The following is a 23,951-nucleotide window of genomic DNA, read 5'->3' as shown; positions in this document are numbered from 1 at the left end:
CCGGGTCGGAGTCTACCGGGGCTCGACGCCACCTCCCGGACGCATCTCACGCCCACCGTCCGGCCCGTCCGGGCCCCGCCGGCCGCCGGGGTCAGGGACGGTCGCCGAGCAGCGCGTCGGCCGCGGCGACCTGGTCGGCGTCGAGGTCGACGTCGACGTCGAGGCGGTCGTGGGCCACCACGGAGAGCAGGGCGTTGAGCGCGGCGCCGGCGAGGTTGCCCCACGAGGAGACGTAGGAGAACTGCCACCACCACAGCGCCTCACCGACGTTGCCGTCACGGAAGTGCCGCAGGCCGGTGTCGAGGTCGGTGGCGATCGCGGCGAGGTCGTCGGAGAGCTGGCTCTCGACCACGTCGGGCACGTAGGGGTCGAAGACGAAGCTGTAGGTGTCGATGTTGTCGAGCATCGCCGCCAGACGCATCCGCAGCTCGTCGAGGTCGGGCTCGGGGCCGACGTCGGGCTGGTAGCGCGAGTGCGGGGTGAAGTCCTGCTGGGCGCCGAGGCGGGCGCCGGCCAGCAGGACCTGGCTGATTTCGAGGAGCAGCAGCGAGATCGCCCGCCCGCCGTCCGCCTCCTCGGCGATCGCTCGCAGCGCCAGCAGGAAGCTGGCGACCTGGTCGGCGATCTGCTGCGCGAACTCGTGGGTCTCCGCGTCGAGCGCCAGGGCCTCCACGAGCCCCTCGGCCAGTCCGCTGCCCGCCTCGTGCGCTCCGTCGGTGCTGCTCGTGCTCGTCATTCCGCTGCCCGCCTTCCTGCGAACGCCCGTCCGAGGGTCACCTCGTCGGCGTACTCGAGGTCTCCACCCACCGGCAGTCCACTCGCCAACCGGGTCACGCGCAAGTCCATCACCTTGAGCATCCGGGTGAGGTAGGTCGCGGTGGCCTCGCCCTCGAGGTTGGGGTCGGTGGCCAGGATGACCTCGGTGACCACCCCGTCGGCCAGGCGCGTCATGAGCTCGCGGATGCGCAGCTGGTCGGGTCCGATGCCGTCGATGGGGCTGATCGCCCCGCCCAGGACGTGGTAGCGGCCGCGGTACTCGCGGGTGCGCTCGATCGCCACGACGTCCTTGTACTCCTCGACGACGCACAGCACCGACGGGTCGCGGCGGGGGTCGCGGCAGATGCGGCACTGCTCGTCCTCGGAGACGTTGAAGCAGGTGGAGCAGAACTTCACCTTCGCCTTGACCTCGAGCAGCACGTCGGCGAGCCGGCGCACGTCGACCGGGTCGGCCTGCAGCAGGTGGAACGCGATGCGCTGGGCGCTCTTCGGCCCGACCCCGGGCAGCCGCCCGAGCTCGTCGATGAGGTCCTGGACGACGCCCTCGTACAAGGTCGTGCGCCCCTAGAAGCCGAGCTGGCCGGGCAGGCCGCCCGGAGCGCCGCCGCCGGGCATGCCGCCGCCGGCCAGCGGGCCGAGCGCCTCGCCGGCCATCGTGTCGGCCTGCGCCTTGGCGTCGCGGTACGCCGCGACGATCATGTCGCCGAGGTCGCTGAGGTCGTCGGCGTCGCTGCCGTCGAAGCCGCCGGCCTTGATGTCGACACCGACGAGCTCGCCCACGCCGTTGACCCGCACGGTGACGGCTCCGCCGGCGACGGTGCCCTCGACCTCGGCCTCGGCCAGCCGCTCCTGGGCCTGCTGGAGCTGCTCCTGCATCTGCTGGGCTTGCTGCAGCAGGGCGTTCATGTCGAGGCCGCCGCCTGCGCCGCCGAGGGCATCGAAGGGGTTCTGGCTCATGGGAGTCACCTCTGGGTGTCGTGGGGAGTCATGGGGAGTCGTGGGAGCTGGTGTGCTCAGTGTGTCGTGCGGCAGGTCACCCGGGCGGTCGCCGGGTCGTCACTGGTGGGGGATCTCCTCGATGACCCGGGCGCCGAGCTCGCGCTCGAGCAGCGCGGCGCCACCGAGGGTCTCGTCGTCGGCGTCGAGGTCGTCGGGGTGGGCGTCGGCGTCGGCGGCGCGCAGGTCGTCGGAGCGCGAGGTGTCGGGGCCGGCCACCCGGGTCTGCTGGATGGCTCCCCGGGCGGCGGCGATCGAGCCGGGGCCCGCCTGGGGGCGCTGCGCGGGCGCGGCAGCCTGGGGCTCGCCCGGCGGCGGACCGGGCTCGCCCGGGTCGTCGTCCGGGGGCGGCTCGTCCATCCAGGCCGGGGGGCGCTCCGGGGCCGGCGCGGCCGGCGACGGGGCCTCGGCTGCGGACGGCGGGGTGTCGCGGACCACCGGCTGCTGGGCGGACTGCTGGGCGGGCTGCTGGTCGACCGGGCGTGCCGGAGCGGCGGGGGCGGCGGGCTGCTCGGGCGCGCTGGGGGCCGCCTGCCGGGTCACGACCGGGGTCGAGTCGGGAGTGGCGCCCGGGTCGACGATCGTCTCGATGCGCCAGTCGGAGCCCACCACGTCGATCGCTGCCTGGCGCACGATCTCGGCGCTGCCGTTGCCGTCGAAGGAGTCGCGGGCACCCGCGTTCGCGAAGCCCAGCGTCAGCGTCCTCGCGTCGACCGCGACCACCTGCGCGTTCTGCGTGAGGTGGATCCAGGTGACGCGGCGCCGCACCTTGGTGGCCTCGACGATGTCGGGCCACAGCCGGCGCACCTCGACCAGGCTCAGCGCACCCGCCGCGGGCTCGGCGGACTGGTCACCGGGCTGGCCGCCGGGCTGGCCGCTGGGCTTCTGGGGACTCGGGGCACTGGTCTGCGGGGGCGCCGACGCCTGCGGGGCGGGCGCGGCCTGGGGCTGCGGGACCGGCTCGGGCGTGGGCTGGGACGTCGGCTGGACAGACGGTGCCTGGGTGGAGGCGTGCGGGGTCGGGGCGGGCACGGGCTCGGGCGCGGGCTCGGCGTGCGGCGCGGTGGCCGAGGGCGCGACCGCCGCCCCGGCGGGGGCCTCGGCGACCTGGTCGGGCGCGCGCGTCGACGACGCGGGGGCCGGCCGGTCCTGGGCCGGGACCTGGGTCTGCGGGCGGGCCGGGGCGCTGGCGGGGACCCCCGAGACCGACATCCGCTTCTCGATGCGGTCGAGGCGGGCCGTCAGCCCGTCGGTGGAGTGGTCGGCACCCGGCAGCAGCACCCGGGCGCAGATCAGCTCGAGCAGCAGCCGGGGCGCGGTGGCGCCCCGCATCTCGGTCAGGCCGGCGGCCACGTGGTCGGCGGCCCGGGTCAGCTCGGCCGCGCCGAAGCGGGCGGCCTGGGCCACGAGCCGCTCACCGGCGTCCTCGCTGACGTCGATGAGCCCGGTGGCCGGGGCGTCGGGCACCGCGGCCACGATCACCAGGTCGCGCAGGCGGCGCAGCAGGTCCTCGGTGAAGCGGCGCGGGTCCTGGCCGGTCTCGATCACCTTGTCGACCACCCCGAAGACCGCGGCGCCGTCACCGGCGGCGAACGCGTCGACGACCTCGTCGAGCAGCGAGTCGGGGGTGTAGCCCAGCAGCCCCGTGGCCAGGGCGTGGGTCACGCCGGCGGACCCGGCGCCGCCGAGCAGCTGGTCGAGCACCGAGAGCGTGTCGCGGGCCGAGCCGGCGCCGGCGCGCACCACCAGCGGCAGCGCCGCCTGCTCGATCGGGACCCCCTCGAGCTCGCACAGCTCGGAGAGGTAGGAGGAGAGCAGCCGCGGCGGGATCAGCCGGAAGGGGTAGTGGTGGGTGCGCGAGCGGATGGTCGGCAGCACCTTGTCGGGCTCGGTGGTCGCGAAGATGAAGCGCAGGTGCGGCGGCGGCTCCTCGACGAGCTTGAGCAGGGCGTTGAAGCCCTGCGTGGTGACCATGTGGGCCTCGTCGATGATGTAGACCTTGTAGCGGCTGCGCACCGGCGCGAAGAACGCCTTCTCGCGCAGGTCGCGGGCGTCGTCGACACCGCCGTGGCTGGCCGCGTCGATCTCGATCACGTCGATGGACCCGGGCCCGCCGCGGGCCAGGTCGCGACAGCTGTCGCACTCCCCGCAGGGGTCGGCGACCGGCGCCTGCTCGCAGTTCAGCGCGCGGGCGAGGATGCGCGCTGAGGTGGTCTTGCCGCACCCGCGCGGCCCGGAGAACAGGTAGGCGTGGTTGACCCGGTTGTTGGCGAGCGCGGCGCGCAGCGGCTCGGTGACGTGGTCCTGCCCGATGACCTCCGAGAACGTCTCGGGCCGGTAGCGGCGGTACAGGGCGAGGGGGGACTCCACACGACGACCCTAACCAGCAGGTCCGACACTGGCCATCGCCAGGAGGGGACCTGGGGAGCACGACCCCCGGGCCACCCGCGTCCGGGCATGAAAAGGCCCCCCGCGCACCCGACAGAGCTCGCTGACCCTTGCTGCCTCTCGGCCCTGGGGGAGTTGGGCAAGATGTCGCCACACGGGGGGTTGGCACGAGTGTAGGTGAGGTGGCCGGGGCGACCAACACGAGGCCGGCCCCGGGCGCGGTGCCGGGCCCGGCGCCTCGGCAGCGCGCCACCGGCGTACGACGTGAGGGGGCGATTTCGCCCCGTCCCGGGGCACCGGTACGCTCCTCGGCGGAGGATTCGCCTAGTGGCCTATGGCGCTCGCTTGGAAAGCGGGTTGGGTTAACGCCCTCAGGGGTTCGAATCCCCTATCCTCCGCCATCCGGACGGCGTCGCTCCCCTGTGGGACCGGCGCCGTTCGTGTTCCCCGCCGACCCGGCCCGATCTTCGCGTCGACCCGGCGCAGACCTCCACCCCGCCCGAGATCTGCGCCGGGTCAGCGCGAGATCCGGGCCGGGTCAGCGCGAGATCTGCGCCGGGTCAGGGGGAGACTCAGGCCGGGTCACGGCGGGCCAGGACCGGGCGCAGCACCAGCGCCAGCAGCAGCGCGCCGCCGCCGAGCACGCCCCACCACACGGCGTCGTCGCGGATGCCGGCGAGCAGGTCGGGCTCCGCGGCCGGGGCGGTGGCGGGCTCGGCCTCGGCTCCTGGGGCGGCGGCGTCGGGGCGGGCGGCCAGCCCCCGCGCCAGCGCCTCGTCGGCGCGCACGACGCCGGCGCCGCGCAGGGGCGAGCGGACGTCGGCGCGGCCGTCGGCGGTGGAGACCAGACGGTCGAGGACCTGCGCGGGGGTGTCGTCGGGGTAGGCCGACATCAGCAGCGCCACCACCCCGGTGACCTGGGCGGCCGCCCACGAGGTCGACACGGAGTCGACGCCGCAGGAGCCGCCGTTGAGACCGATCGAGACCCCGCCGGCCGTGGGCGCGGCGACGTCGATCGCGCTGCTGCGCAGCAGCTCGTCGGCGGGGCCGCCCGAGCCGTCGGGCTCGGCGACCGCACCGACGGCGAGCACGTGGCGGCCCGGCTCCTCCCCGTCGCTCCCCGCCCCCGCCGGGTGCACCTGCGTCGCGGCGTCCTCCCCCGGGGTTGCGACGGCCAGCTCGTCGGGCAGCGGGTCGGACTCGTCGACCGGCCGGTCGCCCGACTCGGCGACCACCACGACGCCCTCGCGCCACAGCGCCTCGACCGCCGCGTCGATGCGCGGCTCGGGCGGCACCGCCATCGACACGTTGACGACGTCGACGGCCGGCTCGCCGCCCCCGGCCCGGCGCACCTCGGCCAGGACGTGCTCGAGGCCCTCGGCGACGCGCACCGCCAGCGGCCCCGCCTGCCCCTCCTGCGGGCTGAAGGCGTCGAGCACCCGTACGTCGACGAGCCGGGCGCCGGGCGCCACGCCCACGGCGCCCCCACCCCCGGGACGCGGCGGGGCCGCGACGAGGCCGGCGACGATCGTGCCGTGCGGGTCGACCACGGCGCCGCCCTGCCCGTACGCCGCCACCCCGGGCGCCGCGGGCAGCCTCGCCGCGTCGGCGATGCCGCTGTCGACCACGGCGACCACCACCCCGGCCCCGGGGGTCACGCCACGGCGACGCAGCAGGTCCTGGGCCTCGAGGACCCCCGTCGCGGCCAGGGCCCGGCTGGGCCCGGCCCACGGCCCCACGCGCGGGTCGTCGGCCGCGACCTCGGTGCACGAGCGGGTCTCGGGGGCGGCCGGGCCCGGCGCGGCCGCCTGGGCCGCCTGGCCGAGCGCTACGGCCCCGAGCCCGAGCAGGGTCAGCGGGGCGAGCACCCCGCAGGTCGCCGCGGCCGTGGCCCAGCGGGCGCCCCGGGTGCTCACGCGCAGCCCGACCCGGCGTCCGGGTCGCGGTCGGGCGGGCAGAGCGCGGCCGCCTGCGAGAGCGGCACGCCCTGGGCGAAGAGCTCGAGCCACGCGTCGGGCACCAGCACCGGGTCGTACCCGCCGTAGCCGAGCAGCGTCGGCGTGTCGTCGCCGACCAGCGCGTTGGCGCGACCCTTCTGGTCGACCGCCCAGCGGCTGCCACTCTCGACGTCGCCCCAGCCGCCGCTCATCACGTAGGCGCCGCCGCCGGGCTCGACCTCGACGACCCGCTCGCCGCGGGGGACGTCGAGCGCCGCGGCCTCGCCGACGGGGTTGACCGCGACCTGGACCCGGGGGGCCTCCCCCGCCGCGGTCTCCAGCAGCGCGCAGTGCTCGCCGGGCTCGTCGTCGAGCACGTCCTCGGGCCAGCGGTTGGCCGCGACCAGCGACGACCCGTCGCTGCCCGAGGGCAGCTCGGCGAGCTCCCGGGGCAGCCGGCCGCCGGGCAGCTCGGAGGCGGCCAGCACCTGCAGCGCGAACTCGTCGAGCAGCTCGGCGCCGTCGGCGGTGACCAGGTAGCCCCCGCCGCCCTCGTCGACGACGTAGTCGCCGATGCGCCCGCCGCCACCGGGCAGCGGGTCGCCGAGCCCGGGCACGTCGAAGCTGCCGGCGTCGAGGTCGGCGCCGCGCGGGAAGAGCTCGAGCCACTCCGCCGGCACCTTGGTCGCGGTGTCGAGCAGCGGCAGGTCGAGCGCGGCGAGGAACGCGTTGCGCTGCGACCCGCCGGGCATGGTCAGCGCGTAGCGGTAGGCCTCGGTCTCCTGCCCAGTGCGCTCCGCGGTCGCCACGACCCAGTACGCCGCGTCGCTGCGGCTGCGGGTGGCGACCTTGACCAGGAACGCCGTGCCCGGCGCGGCGGTGACCTCGGGGGTCTCGCTGAGCGCCACCTTGAGCCCCAGCCCGTCGCCGGTGCAGGCGCTCCACCCCGACTCGACCAGCGCGTCGGTGCCGGGCAGGCTCGCGGGCGCGTCGAGGATGCCGATGTCCTCGCCCAGCGGCCGGGTCTCGATGGTCTCCTGCGACACGATGCGCGGCTCGAGGCCCTCGGCGCCCAGGATCAGGTGGGCCGAGGTGATGTTGAGGACCGGTCGCAGCTGCGGCCCGGCGTCGTCGCCGGTCTCCGCGTCGGGGTCGGGGTCGGCACCGTCGTCGAGGATGACGTACGCCGCGCCCTGCTCCTTGCTGATGACTAGGCCCGGCTCGTCCCAGTCGGTGGGGGCGTTGTCGGTGAAGACGCCGGTGATGGCGGCACCGGCCACCAGCAGCACGCCCAGCGCGACGCCGCCGACGATGGTGCGACCGGGCCGCGCGGGCTCGACCTCGCGGCCGCCGGGGGCGCCGGAGACGAAGGCCGTCACCAGGCGGCGCCTGCTGAAGGCGTGCGCCTCGACGAGGTCGCGCTTGGTGGCCACGGCTCAGCCGGCGATCGCCGAGAAGACGCCGGTGGCGACCAGCGCGAGCGGGACGAGGCCCAGCAGGCACACGCTCTCGGCGACGTCGCCAAGGCGGCCGCGGCGCACCGACGGGGTGGCGGGCAGCAGGGTGACCGCCAGCAGCACGGCCCCCGCGGCGGCCAGCACCAGCGCGGTGGTGGGCCGCCACTGCGGCTGCAGCCACAGCAGCGCGACGGCGACCGAGGCCAGCCCGGCGATCCCGGAGACCAGCCCGACGAGGACCTCGCTGCCGGTGCGGTACTGACGGGTGCGCAGCATCACGACCAGGCAGCAGACCAGCGCCAGCAGCGTGCCGGAGACCCCCAGCGCGACCGCGACCGGGGCCACCAGCACCAGCAGCAGCCCCACCGTCGCGGTGATGGCCAGCAGGATCTCGTGGGCCAGCCGGGCCTCGCGCCCGACCTGGTCGGGGTCGACCTCGTCGGGGTCGGCGGTGATGTCGGCGGTGCTGTAGATCTGCTCCACCCGGGCTCCGGTCATGCCGAGGGCCAGCCACGGGAAGAGGCTGCCCATCAGCACGACCAGCACCAGCACGGTCGCGAGCAGCACGCCGGCGTCGACGTCGCCGGTGCGCAGCACCAGCCCCACGACGGTGAAGGCGGCGCCCACGACCACCGGCGGCAGCACCAGCGCCCGCCCGTCGCCGAGCCCGAGCAGCGCGACGAGGCCCGCCACCACGGCGCCGAGGCCGGCGGCGGCCACGGCCACGCCGGCCAGGTCGGAGAGGTCGGTCAGCGGGGCGCCGTCCTGGGCCAGCAGCAGCCCCGCCACGGCGGCGTACGCCGTGCCCATCCAGGCGACCGCGACGGCCGCCTCGGGCTCGTCCTGGGCGCGGGAAAGGACCACGGCGCCGGCCACCAGCACGGCGGCCACGACCCCGGCGGCACTGCCGGCGAGCAGGGTGTCGCTCTGCACGAGCAGCGCGGCGGCGCCCATCGCCATCAGCAGCCCCGCGGCCCCCAGGGCGGTACGACGCCCCGAGGCCGGCGACCAGGGGCGCAGGTCGCGCTCGACCACGTCGGTCATCGCCTCGACGACGTCGTCGTAGACCCGCGGCGGCTCGTCGTCGACCCCGGCGGTCACCGTGAGCAGCGCGCCGTCCTCGACGCCCTGGACGACGAGGCCGGCGTCGGCGGCCAGGAGCCGGCCCTCGGCGGTCACCACGCGGTAGCCGCCGTGCACCGTGAGCGGGTCGAGCAGCCCGACGCTGCGGGCGAGCTCGGGCACCAGCTCGGCCACCGGGACCGCCCCGGGCAGGACCAGGTCGACGCGCCGGGTGCCGGAGGCGACGGTCACGCGCACCAGACCGGTGGCGCTCACGGGCGCCGGGCTGATCGGGGGGCTCATCTCGTCTCCTCGCCGGAGGTCTCGACCGGACGGTGATGCTACTGCGGCGCGTCACCAGGGGGCCGGCACCTCGCGGTGCCGGCCCCCTGGTGGACTCGTGCGTCGTGCGGTGGTGCCTGCTGCGGCTCAGCCGTTGAACAGCGAGGCGCCCCGCTGGTCGGCGGAGCGGTAGTCCTGGTTGGCCTGCGACACGGCCACGCTGGTCTTCTGCAGCAGGTCCTTCATCTCCAGGATCGCCTGGTCCCACTTGGCCTTCGCGACCGCGTAGGAGTCCTTGGCGTCTCCGACCCAGGCGCCCTTGAGCTCCTTGAGGTCGTCCTCGAGACGGTTCATGCGGTCCTCGATCTGCTTGACGCCGTTGGCGAGGTCGCCGGCGCCGGTGTCGAGCCCGGCGTGGTTGACGCGGATGCCGTCGTTCATCATCTGGGGTTCTCCAGGTCCGTGAGTGTGGGTGCGCTTGGTGGGGGGGCTCAGCCGTTGGGCAGCTGGCCGAGGCTGTTCTGCAGCGACGTCATGGACGACGACTGGGAGTCGTCGGTGGCCATGTTGTCCTTCTCGGTGGTCACCAGGTTCGACTCGAACTCGTTGAGCGCACTGACGATCTTCTGCTGCTTCTCGTTCCAGGCCATGGCCAGCGCCTGGAAGGCCACCGACCCCTGACCGCCCCACTGCGAGCGCATCGCCTCGACGTTGCCCATCAGCGTCTTGCTGATGCCGTCGAACTCGCCACGGGCCTGGGCGACCATGCCGGCCGCCCGACTGAGGGTCTTCTCGCCCTGTCCGAACTCGTTGCTCATCTCCTGCTCCTCTCCCGTCGCGACCGGGTCGCCACGGGTGTCTGCGCTGGGTGCGCGCTGGATCTGTCGTTTCAGCCTGCGGGCCGATTCGGTGTCGTCATCGCGGACCCGGCATGGAGCTGTCGCGCAGTCCTCTACCCCGGCCTTTACCCTCTAAACATCGGGGATGGATTCCCACAGGTGGCGGAAGAACCCGGAGGCGACGACCAGCGCGGCCAGCGCCAGCGCGGAGGACAGGCCCTCGGCGACCTCGGCCCGGCGGGCCCACCAGGCCGAGCGCCAGCCGCGGCCCGTCGCCACCGCCACCGGCACCACGAGGCCGGCCACCAGCACCGCACCCACGGCCACCGCCATCCCGGCGCTCCCCTGCAGGGCCGGGGCGACGTCGACGCCCAGCGCCACCCAGCAGCCCAGGCCCGCCAGGCGCAGCAGCGCCCTGGCGGCCCGGTGGCGGTAGCTGCGCGCCGCCAGCACGATCGCCGCCCCCGAGAACAGCACCATCAGCCGAGCCCCGACGATGTCGACACCGGCCTCGACGGCGCCCAGCAGGCCGCTCGCGGCGACCACCGCGACCGCCACCACCGCCGCGCAGGCGGCCGTGACGGTGCGCGCGCCGCCGGCGGCGACCTCGGCCACCGCCTCGGGGGCCACGATCGTGCGCCCGCGCCGCCCCGCCGGGCGCTCGCGCGCGGACCAGGCGGTGACGGCGAGGCGCTCGAGGTCGAGGAGCAGCTGGTCGGGCACGTCGACGGCCAGGCCGGGCACGAAGCGCGGGGCGAGGACGCCCAGCACCAGGAGCACGCCCCACACGAGGGCCGTCGGGGCGCCCACGAGGGCGCCGGCGACGGTGAGGCCGAAGACGCCCGCGCCCACGACCACCCACACCCGCAGCACCTGCTCCTGGGCGCGCGAGAGGGACCGGCCCACGGCGGCGGCCAGCGCCGCGACCAGCGCCGCCACCCCGACCGCAGTGGGTCGCAGCACCACCTCCGGCTCCCAGACCACCGCGAAGGCGGCGGCCCCGGCGAAGGCGGGGGCGGCCACGACACGGTGCGCCGCCAGCCGGCCCAGCGGCAGCACCCCCACCAGCGCGGCCAGCACCAGCAGCCCGACGCTCGCCTGGTGCAGGGCGCCGTCGGCACGGGCCGCGGCCCACCCGGCCAGGGCGGCCAGGCCCGCGGCCACCCCCACCCAGGCCCCCGCGACCGGGCCGGGCGCCGTGGCGTCGGTACGTCGCTCGGGTACGGGACCCGGCACCCCTTTGCCCGCGTCGGGGCGTCCGGGGTCGCCGAGGGCGACGAGCAGGGCCCCGCTGCGCAGCCCGGCGCCCGCCAGCGGCTCGTCGGGGTCGAGCCGGCGGCCGGCGGCCGTGCCGAGCGCGGGCGGGCGGGCGAGCCCGGCCTGGGCGGCGTACTCGCGAGCGACGTCGGCGGCGCTGGCCCCCAGGGGCACGACGAGGTCGACGGCGCCCGCGGGGCCGTGCACGGTCAGCGCCACGCGGTCGAGGGCCTCGCTGCCGGTCGTCACGCGACCACCTCCGCTCCCGGTCGGGCGCCGCGCCGGTCGCGCGACGAGCGTCGCGGGCCCTGGGGTCCGGAGAGGTCAGGACGGTTTGGCCCGTGGTGAGGCAGGGTAGTGCTTGGCACGGGCGGCGGGGGCCACCCCAGCACGCGCCGGGGGCCACCAGCCCGAGGTCCCCACTCCCCCTGCGGCGCCCCGCAGCGCCCCGCTCGACCGAGGAGAGCAGTGACCACGACCTTGCGGGGCCAGCGCCTCGAGGAGCCGGAGATGCCCTCCGGCGAGATCCGGCTCCAGGCCCCTCCCGAGCTCGACCGCTCCGAGGGTGCCGCCGGGGTGCTGATGAACGCGATCCCGATGCTGGGCAGCCTGGGCTCGATCGTGCTGGTCGCCACGATGGGCCAGTCCTCGGGCAACGGCGGGCGCAGCTTCATCGCCGCGGGCATGTTCCTCTTCGCCACCCTCGGCTTCATCGTGGTCCAGATCGACCGGCAGCGGAAGCAGCGCGCCCAGAGCGTGACCGGCTCGCGCACCGAGTACCTGCGCTACCTCGGCACCGTGCGCCAGGTGGCCCGCGACGCCGCCGACCAGCAGCGGCGCGCCCTGACCTGGCGCCACCCCGACCCGTCGGCGCTGCCCGCGCTGGCCGAGGACCGCACCCGGGTGTGGGAGCACGGCGTGGGCGACCCCGAGTTCCTGCACGTGCGCTACGGCCGCTGCAGCCAGGAGCTCGCGCTCTCGCTGGTGCCGCCCGACAGCGCCCCCATCGACCAGGTCGACCCGGTCGCCGCCTCCGCGCTGCACCGCCTGCTCGTGGTGCACCGCAACCAGCCCGACCTGCCGGCCTCGGTCGACCTGCGGGCCTTCGACCGCATCGAGCTCTGCGGCGCCGAAGAGACGGCCCGGTCGCTGGCGCGGGCGCTGATCTGCTCGGCCGCGACCTTCCAGTCGCCCGAGCACCTGGTGGTGGCGGTGCTCGCCTCCGAGCAGAACCTGGCGCACTGGGACTGGGTGAAGTGGCTGCCGCACGGGCTCTCGGCCCAGCGCTCCGACGCCGTCGGTGCGCAACGGATGGTCACCACCTCCCTCGACGACCTCGCCGACCTGCTGCCCCCCGACCTCGGCGACCGCCCGCGCTTCGGCGCCGACGAGCGCGCGGCCTCGCCCCACATCCTGCTCGTCACCGACGGGGTGGCGCTGCCGCCCGGCAACCACGTCGTACCGCCCGACGGCCTGCACGGCGTCACCGTGCTCGACCTGCCGACCCGCTGGGACGAGCTGGAGGACGCCACCCGGCTGCGCCTCGAGGTCGGCTCCGCCCCCGATGCCGCCGGCCGGGTGCCGCTGCTGGCGGTGCGGCTGCGCGAGGCACCGGTGCGCGCCACCGCCGACCAGTGCGACCTGGCGACCGCCGAGGCGCTGGCGCGCCGGCTGACCCCGCTGCACACGGTCACCCACGGGGGCGCCGGTGCGGGCGCGGAGGCCGGGGCCGGCAGCGGCGAGATCTCGGGCCCCACCGACTTCATGGAGCTGCTCGCGCTCGGCGACGTGCACACCCTGGACCCGCAGGCGGCGTGGCGGCCGCGACCGGCCCGCGACCGGCTGCGGGTGCCGATCGGGCTCGGCGAGGGCGGCGCGCTGGTGCACCTCGACATCAAGGAGTCGGCGCAGCAGGGCATGGGTCCCCACGGCCTGGCCATCGGCGCCACCGGCTCGGGCAAGTCGGAGTTCCTGCGCACCCTGGTGCTGGGCCTGACGCTGACCCACTCCCCCGAGCAGCTCAACCTGGTGCTCGTCGACTTCAAGGGCGGCGCCACCTTCGCCGGGATGGCCGAGATGCCGCACGTCTCCGCGGTGATCACCAACCTCTCCCAGGAGCTGACCCTCGTCGACCGCATGCAGGACGCGCTGTCGGGCGAGATGGTGCGCCGCCAGGAGCTGCTGCGCGAGGCCGGCAACTTCGCCTCGGTGCGCGACTACGAGAGGGCCCGTGCCGCCGGCGAGGACCTCGAGCCGCTGCCCTCGCTGTTCATCGTCGTCGACGAGTTCTCCGAGATGCTCTCGGCCAAGCCCGAGTTCATCGACCTCTTCGTGGCCATCGGGCGCCTCGGCCGCTCCCTGGGCCTGCACCTGCTCCTGGCCTCGCAACGGCTGGAGGAGGGCCGCCTGCGCGGGCTCGAGTCGCACCTGTCCTACCGCATCGGGCTGCGCACCTTCAGCGCCCAGGAGTCGCGCGCCGTGCTCGGCGTGCCCGACGCCTACGAGCTGCCGGCCGTGCCCGGCCTGGGCTACCTCAAGCCCGACCCGACCAGCATGGTCCGCTTCAAGGCCGCCTACGTCTCCGGTCCGCCCTCGGGCCGGGTGCGGGTGCGTCGCGACGAGGGCGGCAAGGTGCCCGGCATCCTGCCGTTCACGATCTCGGAGGTCCAGCAGCTCGAGCAGCCCGAGACCGAGCCCGCCGTCCCGGCCCCGGCGGCGCCGGTCGCCGACGGCAACCAGCCCTCGCTGCTCGACGTCGCCGTCGCCCGGATGCGCGGGCACGGCCCGGCCGCCCACCAGGTCTGGCTGCCGCCGCTCGACGTGCCCGACACCCTCGACGACCTGCTCCCCGACCTGGTCGAGGACCCCGAGCTCGGCCTGGTCTCACCGTCCTGGCGCCGCCTCGGCGGCCTGGCCGTCCCGCTCGGCACCGTCGACCGGCCCCGGGAGCAGCGCCGCGACACCCTCACCGTCGACCTCGCCGGCGCCTCGGGCCACGTCGCGGTCGTCGGCGGCCCGCGCAGCGGCAAGAGCACCCTGCTGCGCACCATCGTGGCCAGCACCTCGCTGATCACCACGCCGCTGGAGTCGCAGTTCTTCGTGCTCGACTTCGGCGGCGGCACCTTCGCCCCGCTGGCCGACCTGCCGCACGTCTCCGGCGTCGGCACCCGCTCCGAGCCCGACGTCGTACGCCGCATCGTCGCGGAGGTGCACGGCATCGTGGACCGTCGCGAGGCCTACTTCCGCGCCCAGGGCATCGACTCGATCGAGACCTACCGCGCGCGCCGGGCCGCCGGTCGCGTCGACGACGGCTACGGCGACGTCTTCCTGGTCGTCGACGGCTGGAGCACCCTGCGCGCCGACTTCGACGACCTCGAGCTGGCGCTGCAGCAGCTGGCCGGGCGCGGCCTGACCTTCGGCCTGCACGTCGTCGCGGGGGCGGCGCGCTGGTCGGACTTCCGCGCGGCGATGCGCGACGTCTTCGGCACCCGCCTCGAGCTGCGGCTGGGCGACCACATCGACTCCGAGGTCGACCGCAAGCTGGCCGCCCTGGTGCCGACCGGGCGGCCGGGGCGGGGCCTGGTGCAGTCGAAGCTGCACTTCCTCGGCGCGCTGCCCCGCGTCGACGCCGACCACGACGGCAGCACCCTGGGCGAGGGCATCGAGGACCTCGTCGCGCGGGTGGGCGCCGCCTGGACCGGGCCCCGCGGTCCCAAGCTGCGGCTGCTGCCCGAGCGCATCGAGCTGGCGCGGGTCCGCGAGCAGGCGCAGGTCGACCCGGCGCCCGCCGACGACGCCAAGGTCGGCGGCCGCCTGCTGCTGGGCGTCAACGAGAAGGAGCTCGCGCCGGTCTCCCTCGACCCCGACGCCGAGCCGCACCTGCTGGTCTTCGGCGACGGCCGGTCGGGCAAGAGCGCGCTGCTGCGCACCTACGCCCAGGAGGTCATGCGCACCCGCAGCCCGCAGCAGGCGCAGATCATCGTCGTCGACTACCGCCGCTCGATGCTCGGCGAGGTCCCCGAGCAGTACCTGCTCAACTACCTGACCTCCGCGACCCAGGCCGGCCCCGCGCTCAAGGACGTGGCCGCCTACCTCGAGCAGCGCCTGCCGGGCCCCGACGTGACCCCCGACCAGCTGCGCAACCGGTCGTGGTGGCAGGGCGCGGAGGTCTTCGTGCTGGTCGACGACTACGACCTGGTGGCGACCCAGCAGTCCTCGCCGGTGCAGGTTCTCGCGCCGCTCATGGCCCAGGCCCGCGACGTCGGCCTGCACGTGGTGGTGGCCCGTCGCTCCGGCGGCGCCTCGCGCGCCCTCTACGAGCCGGTCATCCAGTCGTTGCGCGACCTGGCGATGCCCGGGCTGCTGCTCTCGGGCTCGCCCGACGAGGGGCCGCTCATCGGCACCCTGCGCCCCACCCCGACCGCGCCCGGCCGGGGCCGGCTGCTGACCCGCGAGCGGGGCACCGAGGTGGTGCAGACGGCCTGGACCGACCCCACCGTCTGACCCGCGCGCTCACTGAGCGAGTCCTATTCGGGCGCGCCGTTCCTATCGCAGCGTGAGCGGCGGCAGGTACAGCCACCGTCAACTCGGTGTACGACCGAACGCATCGAGCAGTCGGCTCTGAGCATCGGTGTCGGGAGCAAGCCTGCCGCTGGCTCCCGCCCCGTAGGCCCCCATCGCTTGCATCGTCGCCAAGTGCGGCTCGACCAACTCCCACAACGCACCCACCAGCCCTGGCTCCAAGGTTGCGTCGAGGTCTGCGGCGACGGCGAGGTCCCAGGCGTGAATGGTCAGGTCGCCCAGCCGAAATCTGACGAAGGTCTCGAAGTCGATGTCGCCCGAGGAGTGCCGCAGCGGCCGGGCGCGGTCAGCACGAGCGAAGGCTTCTGCCTGAGCATGGCACGAGCGCTCCAGCTGACCCACAGGGTCTGGCCCGAGTCGGAACTCGTCGATCCCGGATCGGGCGTCTTCTGCGCCCGACAGGAGTCGTACCGCGAACTCCATCCCTGCGACCACATGCTCGACGAGCTCACGCACAGATACCTGGCAGTTCGTGGGCTGGGTCCAATCCGCCTGCTGGAGCGAGGCCACGACATCTTGGAACTGCACCGAGGCCCTCTCGAACAGCCACTGCACGTCGGTCATGACCACAGTGTGCCCGCGGCTGCGCGCGCGTCACTCGCGCTCTTGCGCAGGCGTCGTCGACCGCTTGTCGGCCGCTACCGGCGTGCTTGTCAGTTCTCGTCGGCCAGGATCTCCAGCGCGGTTCTCGCGTCGACGAGGTCCTGGCCGGACAGCGCGCTCCACGACAGCTCGTCAGGTGTGAGCCTGGTGCGGAGCGTCTGGATCCGGGATCGGTCTGAGCCGGTGAAGCCGTCGCGCTCGGCGAACGGGTCGTCGATGCAGGCGAGCAGCACGACGGCGTCGCGCAGATGGCGGTCGCGGTCACGGGTGTCGGCCGTGTAGGCGGCAGCCTTCAAGACGAGCGCCCCGAACGGGCCGGGCACCGAGACCGTGGTGAGGGCTCCAGGCTCGATCTCCAGGCGCGCGTAGACAGTGCGCCGGAGCGCCTGCGTTCCGCCCTCGATGCGAACCATGTCGCGGCCCTCGAGCCGCTGGGTGACCCTCGGTGCGTGGTGGTCGGCGACCAGGACGTCCACGACCTCCTCCTGCTGCTCCCCTTCCTGTTCTTCCTGTTCGTGCTGCTGGCCCCTCGGAGCCCTCGTCCGGGTGTCCGGCGACCAGGTCGACCTTGCTGGTGCCGCGGTAGAAGCGGTGTGCGGTGTTGTCGCGCGGGTCGACGGCCGGGCGCAGGCTGTAGCCGAGGGACCGGAGCGCATCCGCGGTCTCGGCTGCGATGCCGCGAGTGGTCTCGATGTGCAGCACGATGTCGACGTCGTTGGTCGGCCGCACGATCCCGAGGTCGCGGTGGATGGAGTGCAACTGGGTCATCAGGCCGCCGACCAAGGTCCACTTGTCACTCGGCAGGACCGCGGCGATCTCGGCGACGTTCGGCCACGGGTCGGGCCACCCGCCGATCGGGGTCGCGACGTCGATGTTCGGGCGCTCGACGGCGCCCGGCTGGTCAGAGGCGGTCATTCTCGCGGAACAGCTCGAGCCTGCTGAGCAGGTTGTGCTCCCCCATGCCACGCTCGCGCGGGTCGAGGGAAGTGGCGGCGTCGACGGCCGCCAGCGTCCGGTTGGAGGCCGCGAGGTACCGGACGAAGTCGATGTCCGTGTGGGTGCTGCGCAGGACGATGGGCCCGGCGGGGTCCTCGATCAGTCGGTAGCGCCGTACGAGGTCCGCGAGCTGGTCGGCGTGGACGTAGCCGTCGAGGACCGTGTCGTCCTCGACGAGGCCGAGTCGCTGGCGGCCGGGGACGACGAGCTCGGCGCGGAGGCGCTCGGCGACGGAGCGGTGCCCGGAGCAGGTGGTGACGACCGCGCGGTCGCGCAGCCTGACGGTCAGCTCGGTCGGGTCGGTGATCTCGCGCAGGGTGGCGCGGAGCCGGGACCGCTGGGTGTCGCCGAGGCCGAGCGGCGCGGCGTTGGAGAGCAGTGCGATCGCTCCCCAGGCGGTGTGCTCGGCCCAGGTCCGGGTCCGGCCCGAACCGCGTTCGAGGCGGTGCCGCTCCACCGAGGTGCGGTCGAAGACGCCTCGGGCGATGCGCGTGATGACCCCCTTCTCGGCGAGGCCGCGGACCTGGCGCGACTCGATCCCCAGGAGGTCGGATACCTCGCGGGTCGTCAGGAGGTCGCCCCTGCTCGCCATGACAGAATAGTGCCTCTTCCGGTGGTTATCTGTAAAGCCACGTCGCCTACCCGATGCAGATTCGTCCTCCCGGAGCGGCAGGCTGTTGCGCTCTCGCCGATCGTCGGCAATCGCCACCACCAGCGCGCTCGGCTCTCGGAGAGAGCGCAGCCGAGACACGGGGCCCCCCAGTCACGCGTGGGTGTGCTCCCCGGGACCGCGCACCCGCATCCCCGGGAGGTCGGCGAGCCGGTACGTCGCCTCGTACGTGCGGCGGTAGCCGGTGTGCTCGATGCGCCACCCCTCGGGGGTGCGCACGTAGCGGTCGTCGTAGATCGCCGCGCCCTCGAGCATGAAGCCGTGCTCGGCGACGATCACCTTGTCCTGCAGGTACCAGCGACCGGTGGCGTGGTCGCCGTCGACGACGACCTCGGGGTGGTGGGCCTGGTGCAGGGAGATCAGCCCGGGGCCCATGTGGGTGCGCATGTAGTCGACCAGTGCCGAGCGGTCCTCGAAGACCAGCCCGTTGTAGTCGCCGGTCGCGGCGGGCACGAAGCAGTCCTCGAACTCGCCCCACTGCTTGGTGTCCAGGCAGCGCAGGTAGCGGTGCTTGAGCGCACGGACGTCCTCGAGCGCGTGCAGGCGGTCGAGCTCGGCGGCGAGGTCGCGCTCCCCCACCACGGAACTAGAACGTGTATCAGTTCGGGTCACGGGGGCAACCTACGGCACGGACGTGGCGCAGGTCACGGCCCTTCCGCGAAGAGGAAACGTGCGCGACACCTGGCGTCAACACCCCGGCGACCTGGGCGGGTGAGTCTGGGCGCACCCACCCCGCCAGCAATGGCCGACCCGAGGAGAACTGATGACCCAGCAGCTCCGCACCAGCAGCGACGCCCGGTCCCGCGCCCGCGTCAGCACCCGCACCGCGAGCACCCGCACCACCAGCACCCGCACCACCGGCACCCGTACCAGCACCCGTGACCAGGGCCTCGACCCGGCGCTCGAGCGGGCCCGCCGCGACGCCCTGCGCGACCGGCACACCGAGGGCCTGACCCGGCTGATGACCGCGCGCGACGACCTGCGCGGCGTGCACGCCCTGGCCGACCTGGTCGACGACGCGGTGCGCTGGTCGGTCTGAGCCTGCTCGCCCACCCACCTGCTCACCGCGAGGTCACACCCGGGCCGCTCGTTACACTCCCGGGTGTGACCTCCGAGCGCGTGGACCCCGTGGACCGATGAACCAGCTCCCCGCCCCGGCCCGCTCCGCCCTGACCCTCGCCGTCCTGGGCCTCCTGCTCGTCGTCGGGGTCGTGTGGGGCTGGTCGGCGGCCACCGAGCCGCTGCCGGAGTCGACGACCTCCGACGAGAGCTGCACGCCCACCACCCTGGAGGCCGGCGACAAGCTCTACACCGACCAGGTCGAGGTCAGCGTCCTCAACGCCGGCAACCGCGGCAGCTTCGCCGCCCGGGTGCTGGCCCAGCTCGCCGCCCGCGGGTTCGCCGAGGGCACCAGCGGCAACGCGCCCGGTGACGCCGAGGTCGAGCGGGTGCAGGTCTGGGCCCCCGACCGCAGCGCCCCCGAGGTGCAGCTCGTGCTGTCGACGCTGGGCAAGAAGGTCCCCGTCGTCGACCGCGAGGTGACCGCGCCCGGGGTGGTCGTCGTCGTGGGTGACCGCTTCGACAAGGTCGCCAAGGGTCGCAAGAAGGTGACCGTCCAGAGCGCGGTCGAGGTCTGCGTGGCCCCGCCGCCGACCGCGGGCTGAGCCGCCTCAGCCCTCGGGGCGCTCGTCGTCCTGCAGCCACTGCGCCAGCCGCCCGCCGCGGCTGACCTGGCGCAGCCGCGCCTCCGTCCGCTCCCGCACCTTGCGGGGGGTGACCACCAGCAGCTCGTCGCCGTGCCGCAGCGAGGTCGAGCCCTGCGGGACCAGCGAGGCGCCGTCGCGCACCACCAGCGAGACCGACGCCCCCGGCGGCAGCCGCAGCTCGCCCACCTCCACCCCGTGCAGGCGCGAGACGGGGCTGATGGTGACCTGCAGCAGGTCGGCCGCGATCCGCTCCAGCGGCGCGGTCTCGACCTCCAGGTCGCGCGGCTCGGAGCGGCGGGCCACCCGCAGCAGCCGGGCCACCAGGGGCAGGCTCGGGGCGGTGACGACGGTGAAGACGACCACCATCACGAAGACCAGGTCGAAGAGCCGCTCGGCGCCCTCCACGCCCTGCGACAGCGGGATGGTCGTCAGCACGATCGGGACCGCGCCGCGCAGCCCGGCCCAGCTCATGAAGGACAGCTCGCGCCACGGCATCGGCTGCAGCAGGGCGCTGACCGCCACCGAGACCGGCCGGGCGACCAGCGTGAGCAGCAGCCCCGCCGCCAGCGCCAGGCCGACCGTCTCGAGGGTGATGGTGCCGGGGCTGAGCAGCAGCCCGAGCACCACGAACAGCCCGATCTGGCTCAGCCAGGCCACCCCCTCGGCGAACGAGCGGGTCGCGGCGCGGTGCGGCAGCTCGGAGTTGCCCAGCACCAGCGCGGCGACGTACACCGCCGCGAAGCCGCTGCCCTCCAGGACGGCCGCGGAGCCGTAGCCGAGCAGCGCGATCGAGAGCACCGCCAGGGGGTAGAGGCCGGCGGTCGGGAGCGCGACGCGGCGCATCAGCCAGGCCCCGCCGAAGCCCGCGGCCAGGCCCACGCCGATGCCGAGCGCGAGCTGGCCGAGCACGATGAGCCCGACCACGCCGGGGTGGTGGTCGCCGACGGCGCCGGTGGAGATGAGGGTGACCAGCACGACGGTGGGCGCGTCGTTGAAGCCCGACTCGGCCTCGAGGGCGCTGGTGACGCGGCGCGGCAGCGGCACCACGCGCAGCACCGAGAACACCGCGGCCGCGTCGGTGGGCGAGCAGACCGCCCCGAGCAGCACCGCGAGCTCCCACGGCAGCCCCAGCACGTAGTGGGCCCCCACCGCCACCACGGTGATCGAGACGAGCGTGCCGACGGTGGCCAGCGACAGGCCCAGGCGCAGCACCGGCCGGGTCTCGCGCCAGCTGGTGGTCAGCCCACCCTCGGCCAGGATGATCGCGAGCGCCCCGAAGCTGATGACCTGCGCGAGCATCGCGTCCTCGAAGGGCACGCCGATGAAGGACTCCCCGAGCAGCACGCCCATCAGCAGGTAGACCAGCAGGCTGGGCAGCCCGGCGCGGCTCGAGAGCCGCACGGCGAGGATGGCCAGCAGCAGGACGGCCGAGCCCACGAGGACGAACTCGTTGAGCATCTGGACGTCGATGGTCATCTCATCCGATCAGACGGTGGGCCGCGAGGTCGCAGCCTACCGTCGCCATCGACTGGAACATGTTCTAGATTTGCAGGGTGAGCAGCCCCGGCACGACCGTCCCCGAGACCATTGCGGCCACCGACGTCGCACCCGGCGCCCCGGCGTACGACGTGGTGGTCGTCGGCTTCGGCATCGCGGGCGGCTGCGCGGCGCTCGAGGCGGCGCGCGCGGGGGCGCGCGTGCTGCTGCTGGAACGGGCCGCGGTGCACGGCGGCACGTCGTCGATGTCGGGCGGGCACTTCTACCTCGGCGGCGGCACCGCGGTGCAGCGCGCGACCGGCCACGACGACAGCGTCGAGGACATGGTCGCCTACCTGACCGCGTCGTCGAAGGCACCCGACGCGACGAAGATCCGGGCCTACTGCGAGGGGTCGGTGGCCCACTTCGACTGGCTGGAGGCGCTGGGCTTCGAGTTCGAGCGCTCCTACTACCCCGAGAAGGCGGTCATCCAACCCGGCACGCAGGGCCTGATGTACACCGGCAACGAGAAGGTCTGGCCCTTCCGCGACCTGGCCCGCCCGGCGCCGCGCGGGCACAAGGTGCCGGTCGCCGGCGACACCGAGGGCACCCGGCTGGTGATGGACCTGCTGCGCGAGCGCGTCGAGGAGGCGGGCGTCGAGGTGCGCTACGAGACCGGGGCCGCCGCGCTGGTGCTCGACGAGACCGGGACGGTGCGCGGCGTGGGCTGGCGCAGCTTCGAGCGCACCGGCGTGGTGCTGGCCGACGCCGTGGTGCTGGCCGCCGGCGGGTTCGTGATGAACCCCGACATGGTCGCCGAGCACACCCCGGCCCTGGCCGAGAAGCTCTTCACCCTCGGCTCGACGTACGACGACGGGCTGGGGATCCGCCTGGGGCGGTCGGCGGGGGCGGCGCTGCAGCACATGGACGAGCCCTTCATCACCGCGCCGGTCTACCCGCCGGCGACCCTGCTGACCGGGGTGATCGTCAACAACCGCGGCGAGCGGTTCGTGGCCGAGGACAGCTACCACTCCCGCACCAGCCAGCACGTGATGGCCCAGCCCGGCTCGGAGGCCTACCTGGTGGTCGACAGCGAGCACGTGGAGTACCCCGCGTTCCCGCTCGCGCCGCTGGTCGACGGCTACGAGACGCTCGAGGAGCTCGAGACCTCGCTGGGGCTGCCCGTCGGGTCGGTGCGCGCGACCCTGGCCCGCTACGACGAGCACGCCGCGCGCGGCGAGGACCCCGACTTCCACAAGCACCCGCAGTGGCTGGCCCCGCAGTCCACCGGCCCGTGGGCGGTCTTCGACCTGCGCCTGGGCAAGGCGCTCTACGCCGGCTTCACCCTCGGCGGCATCGCCACCGACGTCGACGGCCGAGCCCTGCGCCCCGACGGCTCCCCCGTCACCGGCCTCTTCGCCGCCGGCGCCTGCGCCTCCAACCTCGCCCAGGACGGCAACGGCTACTGCTCGGGCACCCAGCTCGGCGAGGGCTCGTTCTTCGGCCGCCGGGCCGGGGTGGCGGCTGCGGCCCACGCCCGGAATGGTTCATCGGGCACCCGATGAAACTGGCGCTGCCTGGCTGAACCTTCGTGGGGGTGGCGCGAGTTCCATCGGGTACCCGATGAACCTCCCGGCCGCCTCGCCTAGCCTCGGGGAGGTGAGCCAGCCCGAGCCTCCCGCCCAGCGACTGCGGGTCGCCTCGCGGGCGAACGTGCCGCCCTTCCACGTGATGGACCTGCTGGAGGCCTCGACGCGGCGCCAGCGCACCCACGGCGACGTCATCAACCTGCTGGCCGGCCAGCCCAGCACCGGTGCTCCGGCGCCGGTGAACGCCGAGGCGGTGCGGCTGCTCGGCTCGGGCGACCCGCTGGGCTACACCCCCTCGACCGGGGTCGTCGAGCTGCGCGAGGCGATCGCCGGCCACCACGCGCGCGCCCACGGCATCGACGTCGACCCCGACGCGGTGGTGGTGACCACCGGCAGCAGCGGCGGGTTCCTGCTGGCGTTCCTGGCGGCGTTCGAGGCCGGCGACAAGGTCGCGATGGCCCGGCCGGGCTACCCCTGCTACCGCAACGTGCTGGCGGCGCTGGGCTGCGAGGTCGTCGAGATCGACGCCGGCCCCGAGACCCGCTTCCAGCCCACCGTCGAGCAGGTCGCGGCGCTGCACGCCGGGCTCGCCGGCAGCGGCGGGCTGCGCGGGCTGGTGGTGGCCAGCCCCGCCAACCCGACCGGCACCATGCTGCTGCCCGAGGAGCTCGCCGCGCTCGCCGCCTGGTGCGAGGAGCACGGGGTGCAGCTCATCTCCGACGAGATCTACCACGGCATCGAGCACGCCGCCGTCGACGGCGGCGCGACCCTGGCCCGCTCGGCGTGGGAGACCAGCCGCGAGGCGGTCGTCTTCTCCAGCTTCAGCAAGTACTTCTCGATGACCGGCTGGCGGATCGGCTGGATGCTGGTGCCGCGCCGCCTGCGCCGCGCCGTCGACGTGCTGACCGGCAACTTCACCATCTGCCCCCCGGTGCTCGCCCAGCGCGCGGGGGTCGCGGCCTTCACCGAGGCGTCGTACGCCGAGCTCGACGGGCACGTCGCGCGCTACGCCGACAACCGTCGCGTGCTGATCGAGGGCCTGCGCGGCCTCGGCGTCACCGGGCTGGCCCCGGCCGACGGGGCGTTCTACGTCTACGCCGACGTCTCCCACCTCACCGACGACTCGATGGCCTTCGCCCACCACCTGCTGGCCACCACCGGCGTGGCGCTGGCCCCCGGCGTCGACTTCGACACCGTGCACGGCCACCGCTCGCTGCGCTTCTCCTTCGCGGGGCCGCGCAGCGACGTGGAGGCCGGGCTCGAGCGGCTGGCGCCGGCGCTCACGGCGCACTGATCCGACGCCCCCGCAGGCGCTCCTCCACAGGCACCACCGCG

Annotated in this window: 20 protein-coding genes, 1 tRNA gene and 1 other RNA gene; 6 read left to right on the top strand and 16 right to left on the bottom strand. The window is 74.7% G+C overall.

All coding sequences use genetic code 11. The annotated features are described in order from the left end of the window. Positions 1-91: 91 nt before the first annotated feature. The 5 genes from OCU29_RS04780 to ffs form a co-directional block, all read right to left on the bottom strand. Positions 92-736, bottom strand: a complete 645-nt coding sequence (locus OCU29_RS04780; protein WP_179615105.1) for a DUF5063 domain-containing protein — start codon at positions 734-736, stop codon at positions 92-94. Further along, positions 733-1,329: a recombination mediator RecR gene (gene recR, locus OCU29_RS04775; protein ID WP_179615104.1), complete on the bottom strand. Its 597-nt coding sequence runs from the start codon at positions 1,327-1,329 to the stop codon at positions 733-735. The genes OCU29_RS04780 and recR overlap by 4 nt, the downstream gene beginning before the upstream one ends. A 12-nt stretch (positions 1,330-1,341) precedes the next feature. Further along, on the bottom strand, positions 1,342-1,734 hold the full coding sequence (locus OCU29_RS04770; protein WP_261819004.1) for a YbaB/EbfC family nucleoid-associated protein: 393 nt from the start codon (positions 1,732-1,734) through the stop codon (positions 1,342-1,344). Positions 1,735-1,833: 99 nt separating this feature from the next. After that, positions 1,834-4,143, bottom strand: coding sequence for a DNA polymerase III subunit gamma and tau (locus tag OCU29_RS04765; RefSeq protein ID WP_261819003.1), 2,310 nt, complete (start codon positions 4,141-4,143; stop codon positions 1,834-1,836). Between the two features lie 91 nt (positions 4,144-4,234). After that, positions 4,235-4,325: signal recognition particle sRNA small type (gene ffs / locus OCU29_RS04760), an RNA gene on the bottom strand. Positions 4,326-4,474: 149 nt separating this feature from the next. Here ffs and OCU29_RS04755 point away from each other — a divergent pair. Beyond that, positions 4,475-4,562: transfer RNA gene (locus tag OCU29_RS04755), tRNA-Ser, on the top strand. Between the two features lie 171 nt (positions 4,563-4,733). On the opposite strand, the gene OCU29_RS04750 is transcribed toward OCU29_RS04755, so the two are convergent. From OCU29_RS04750 to OCU29_RS04725, 6 genes are all read right to left on the bottom strand, one after another. Continuing rightward, positions 4,734-6,077: a S8 family serine peptidase gene (locus tag OCU29_RS04750; protein ID WP_261819002.1), complete on the bottom strand. Its 1,344-nt coding sequence runs from the start codon at positions 6,075-6,077 to the stop codon at positions 4,734-4,736. Further along, complete coding sequence (locus OCU29_RS04745) at positions 6,074-7,531, bottom strand: type VII secretion protein EccB (protein ID WP_261819001.1); 1,458 nt, start codon at positions 7,529-7,531, stop codon at positions 6,074-6,076. The genes OCU29_RS04750 and OCU29_RS04745 overlap by 4 nt, the downstream gene beginning before the upstream one ends. A 3-nt stretch (positions 7,532-7,534) precedes the next feature. Further along, on the bottom strand, positions 7,535-8,920 hold the full coding sequence (gene eccD / locus OCU29_RS04740; RefSeq protein ID WP_261819000.1) for a type VII secretion integral membrane protein EccD: 1,386 nt from the start codon (positions 8,918-8,920) through the stop codon (positions 7,535-7,537). A 126-nt stretch (positions 8,921-9,046) separates the two neighbouring features. After that, complete coding sequence (locus OCU29_RS04735) at positions 9,047-9,340, bottom strand: WXG100 family type VII secretion target (protein WP_179615098.1); 294 nt, start codon at positions 9,338-9,340, stop codon at positions 9,047-9,049. A gap of 50 nt (positions 9,341-9,390) precedes the next feature. After that, positions 9,391-9,717 carry a WXG100 family type VII secretion target gene (locus OCU29_RS04730; RefSeq protein ID WP_179615097.1) on the bottom strand — a complete coding sequence of 109 codons (327 nt, stop codon included), beginning with the start codon at positions 9,715-9,717 and terminating at the stop codon, positions 9,391-9,393. Positions 9,718-9,870: 153 nt separating this feature from the next. Continuing rightward, positions 9,871-11,244 carry an EsaB/YukD family protein gene (locus OCU29_RS04725; protein ID WP_261818999.1) on the bottom strand — a complete coding sequence of 458 codons (1,374 nt, stop codon included), beginning with the start codon at positions 11,242-11,244 and terminating at the stop codon, positions 9,871-9,873. 219 nt (positions 11,245-11,463) lie between these two features. Between OCU29_RS04725 and eccCa the strand changes: the two genes are divergently transcribed. Then, positions 11,464-15,498, top strand: a complete 4,035-nt coding sequence (gene eccCa, locus OCU29_RS04720; RefSeq protein ID WP_261818998.1) for a type VII secretion protein EccCa — start codon at positions 11,464-11,466, stop codon at positions 15,496-15,498. A gap of 78 nt (positions 15,499-15,576) precedes the next feature. Here eccCa and OCU29_RS04715 read toward each other — a convergent pair whose 3' ends face one another. The 4 genes from OCU29_RS04715 to OCU29_RS04700 form a co-directional block, all read right to left on the bottom strand. Further along, on the bottom strand, positions 15,577-16,140 hold the full coding sequence (locus tag OCU29_RS04715) for a TIGR03086 family metal-binding protein (protein WP_261818997.1): 564 nt from the start codon (positions 16,138-16,140) through the stop codon (positions 15,577-15,579). Positions 16,141-16,229: 89 nt separating this feature from the next. Beyond that, positions 16,230-16,655 carry a hypothetical protein gene (locus OCU29_RS04710; protein WP_261818996.1) on the bottom strand — a complete coding sequence of 142 codons (426 nt, stop codon included), beginning with the start codon at positions 16,653-16,655 and terminating at the stop codon, positions 16,230-16,232. A 425-nt stretch (positions 16,656-17,080) separates the two neighbouring features. Beyond that, a complete protein-coding gene (locus OCU29_RS04705) occupies positions 17,081-17,767 on the bottom strand; it encodes a type IV toxin-antitoxin system AbiEi family antitoxin domain-containing protein (RefSeq protein ID WP_261818995.1) in 687 nt (228 codons plus the stop codon). Between the two features lie 171 nt (positions 17,768-17,938). Then, positions 17,939-18,457, bottom strand: a complete 519-nt coding sequence (locus OCU29_RS04700; RefSeq protein ID WP_261818994.1) for a nuclear transport factor 2 family protein — start codon at positions 18,455-18,457, stop codon at positions 17,939-17,941. A gap of 151 nt (positions 18,458-18,608) precedes the next feature. Between OCU29_RS04700 and OCU29_RS04695 the strand changes: the two genes are divergently transcribed. Then, a complete protein-coding gene (locus tag OCU29_RS04695; RefSeq protein WP_261818993.1) occupies positions 18,609-18,884 on the top strand; it encodes a hypothetical protein in 276 nt (91 codons plus the stop codon). Between the two features lie 97 nt (positions 18,885-18,981). Continuing rightward, complete coding sequence (locus OCU29_RS04690; RefSeq protein WP_261818992.1) at positions 18,982-19,509, top strand: LytR C-terminal domain-containing protein; 528 nt, start codon at positions 18,982-18,984, stop codon at positions 19,507-19,509. Positions 19,510-19,515: 6 nt separating this feature from the next. Here the strand turns inward: OCU29_RS04690 and OCU29_RS04685 are convergent, their stop codons facing one another. Beyond that, positions 19,516-21,027 carry a potassium/proton antiporter gene (locus OCU29_RS04685; RefSeq protein ID WP_261818991.1) on the bottom strand — a complete coding sequence of 504 codons (1,512 nt, stop codon included), beginning with the start codon at positions 21,025-21,027 and terminating at the stop codon, positions 19,516-19,518. Positions 21,028-21,104: 77 nt separating this feature from the next. Between OCU29_RS04685 and OCU29_RS04680 the strand changes: the two genes are divergently transcribed. Next, complete coding sequence (locus OCU29_RS04680) at positions 21,105-22,592, top strand: FAD-binding protein (protein WP_261818990.1); 1,488 nt, start codon at positions 21,105-21,107, stop codon at positions 22,590-22,592. Positions 22,593-22,686: 94 nt separating this feature from the next. Beyond that, positions 22,687-23,910, top strand: coding sequence for a pyridoxal phosphate-dependent aminotransferase (locus OCU29_RS04675; protein WP_261818989.1), 1,224 nt, complete (start codon positions 22,687-22,689; stop codon positions 23,908-23,910). The last annotated feature ends 41 nt before the right edge of the window (positions 23,911-23,951 follow it).

Origin of the sequence: Nocardioides sp. OK12 (genome assembly GCF_024341885.1) — a bacterium.
Taxonomy (GTDB): Bacteria; Actinomycetota; Actinomycetes; order Propionibacteriales; family Nocardioidaceae; genus Nocardioides; species Nocardioides marinisabuli.
This window is presented reverse-complemented; position numbering and strand designations above follow the sequence as displayed.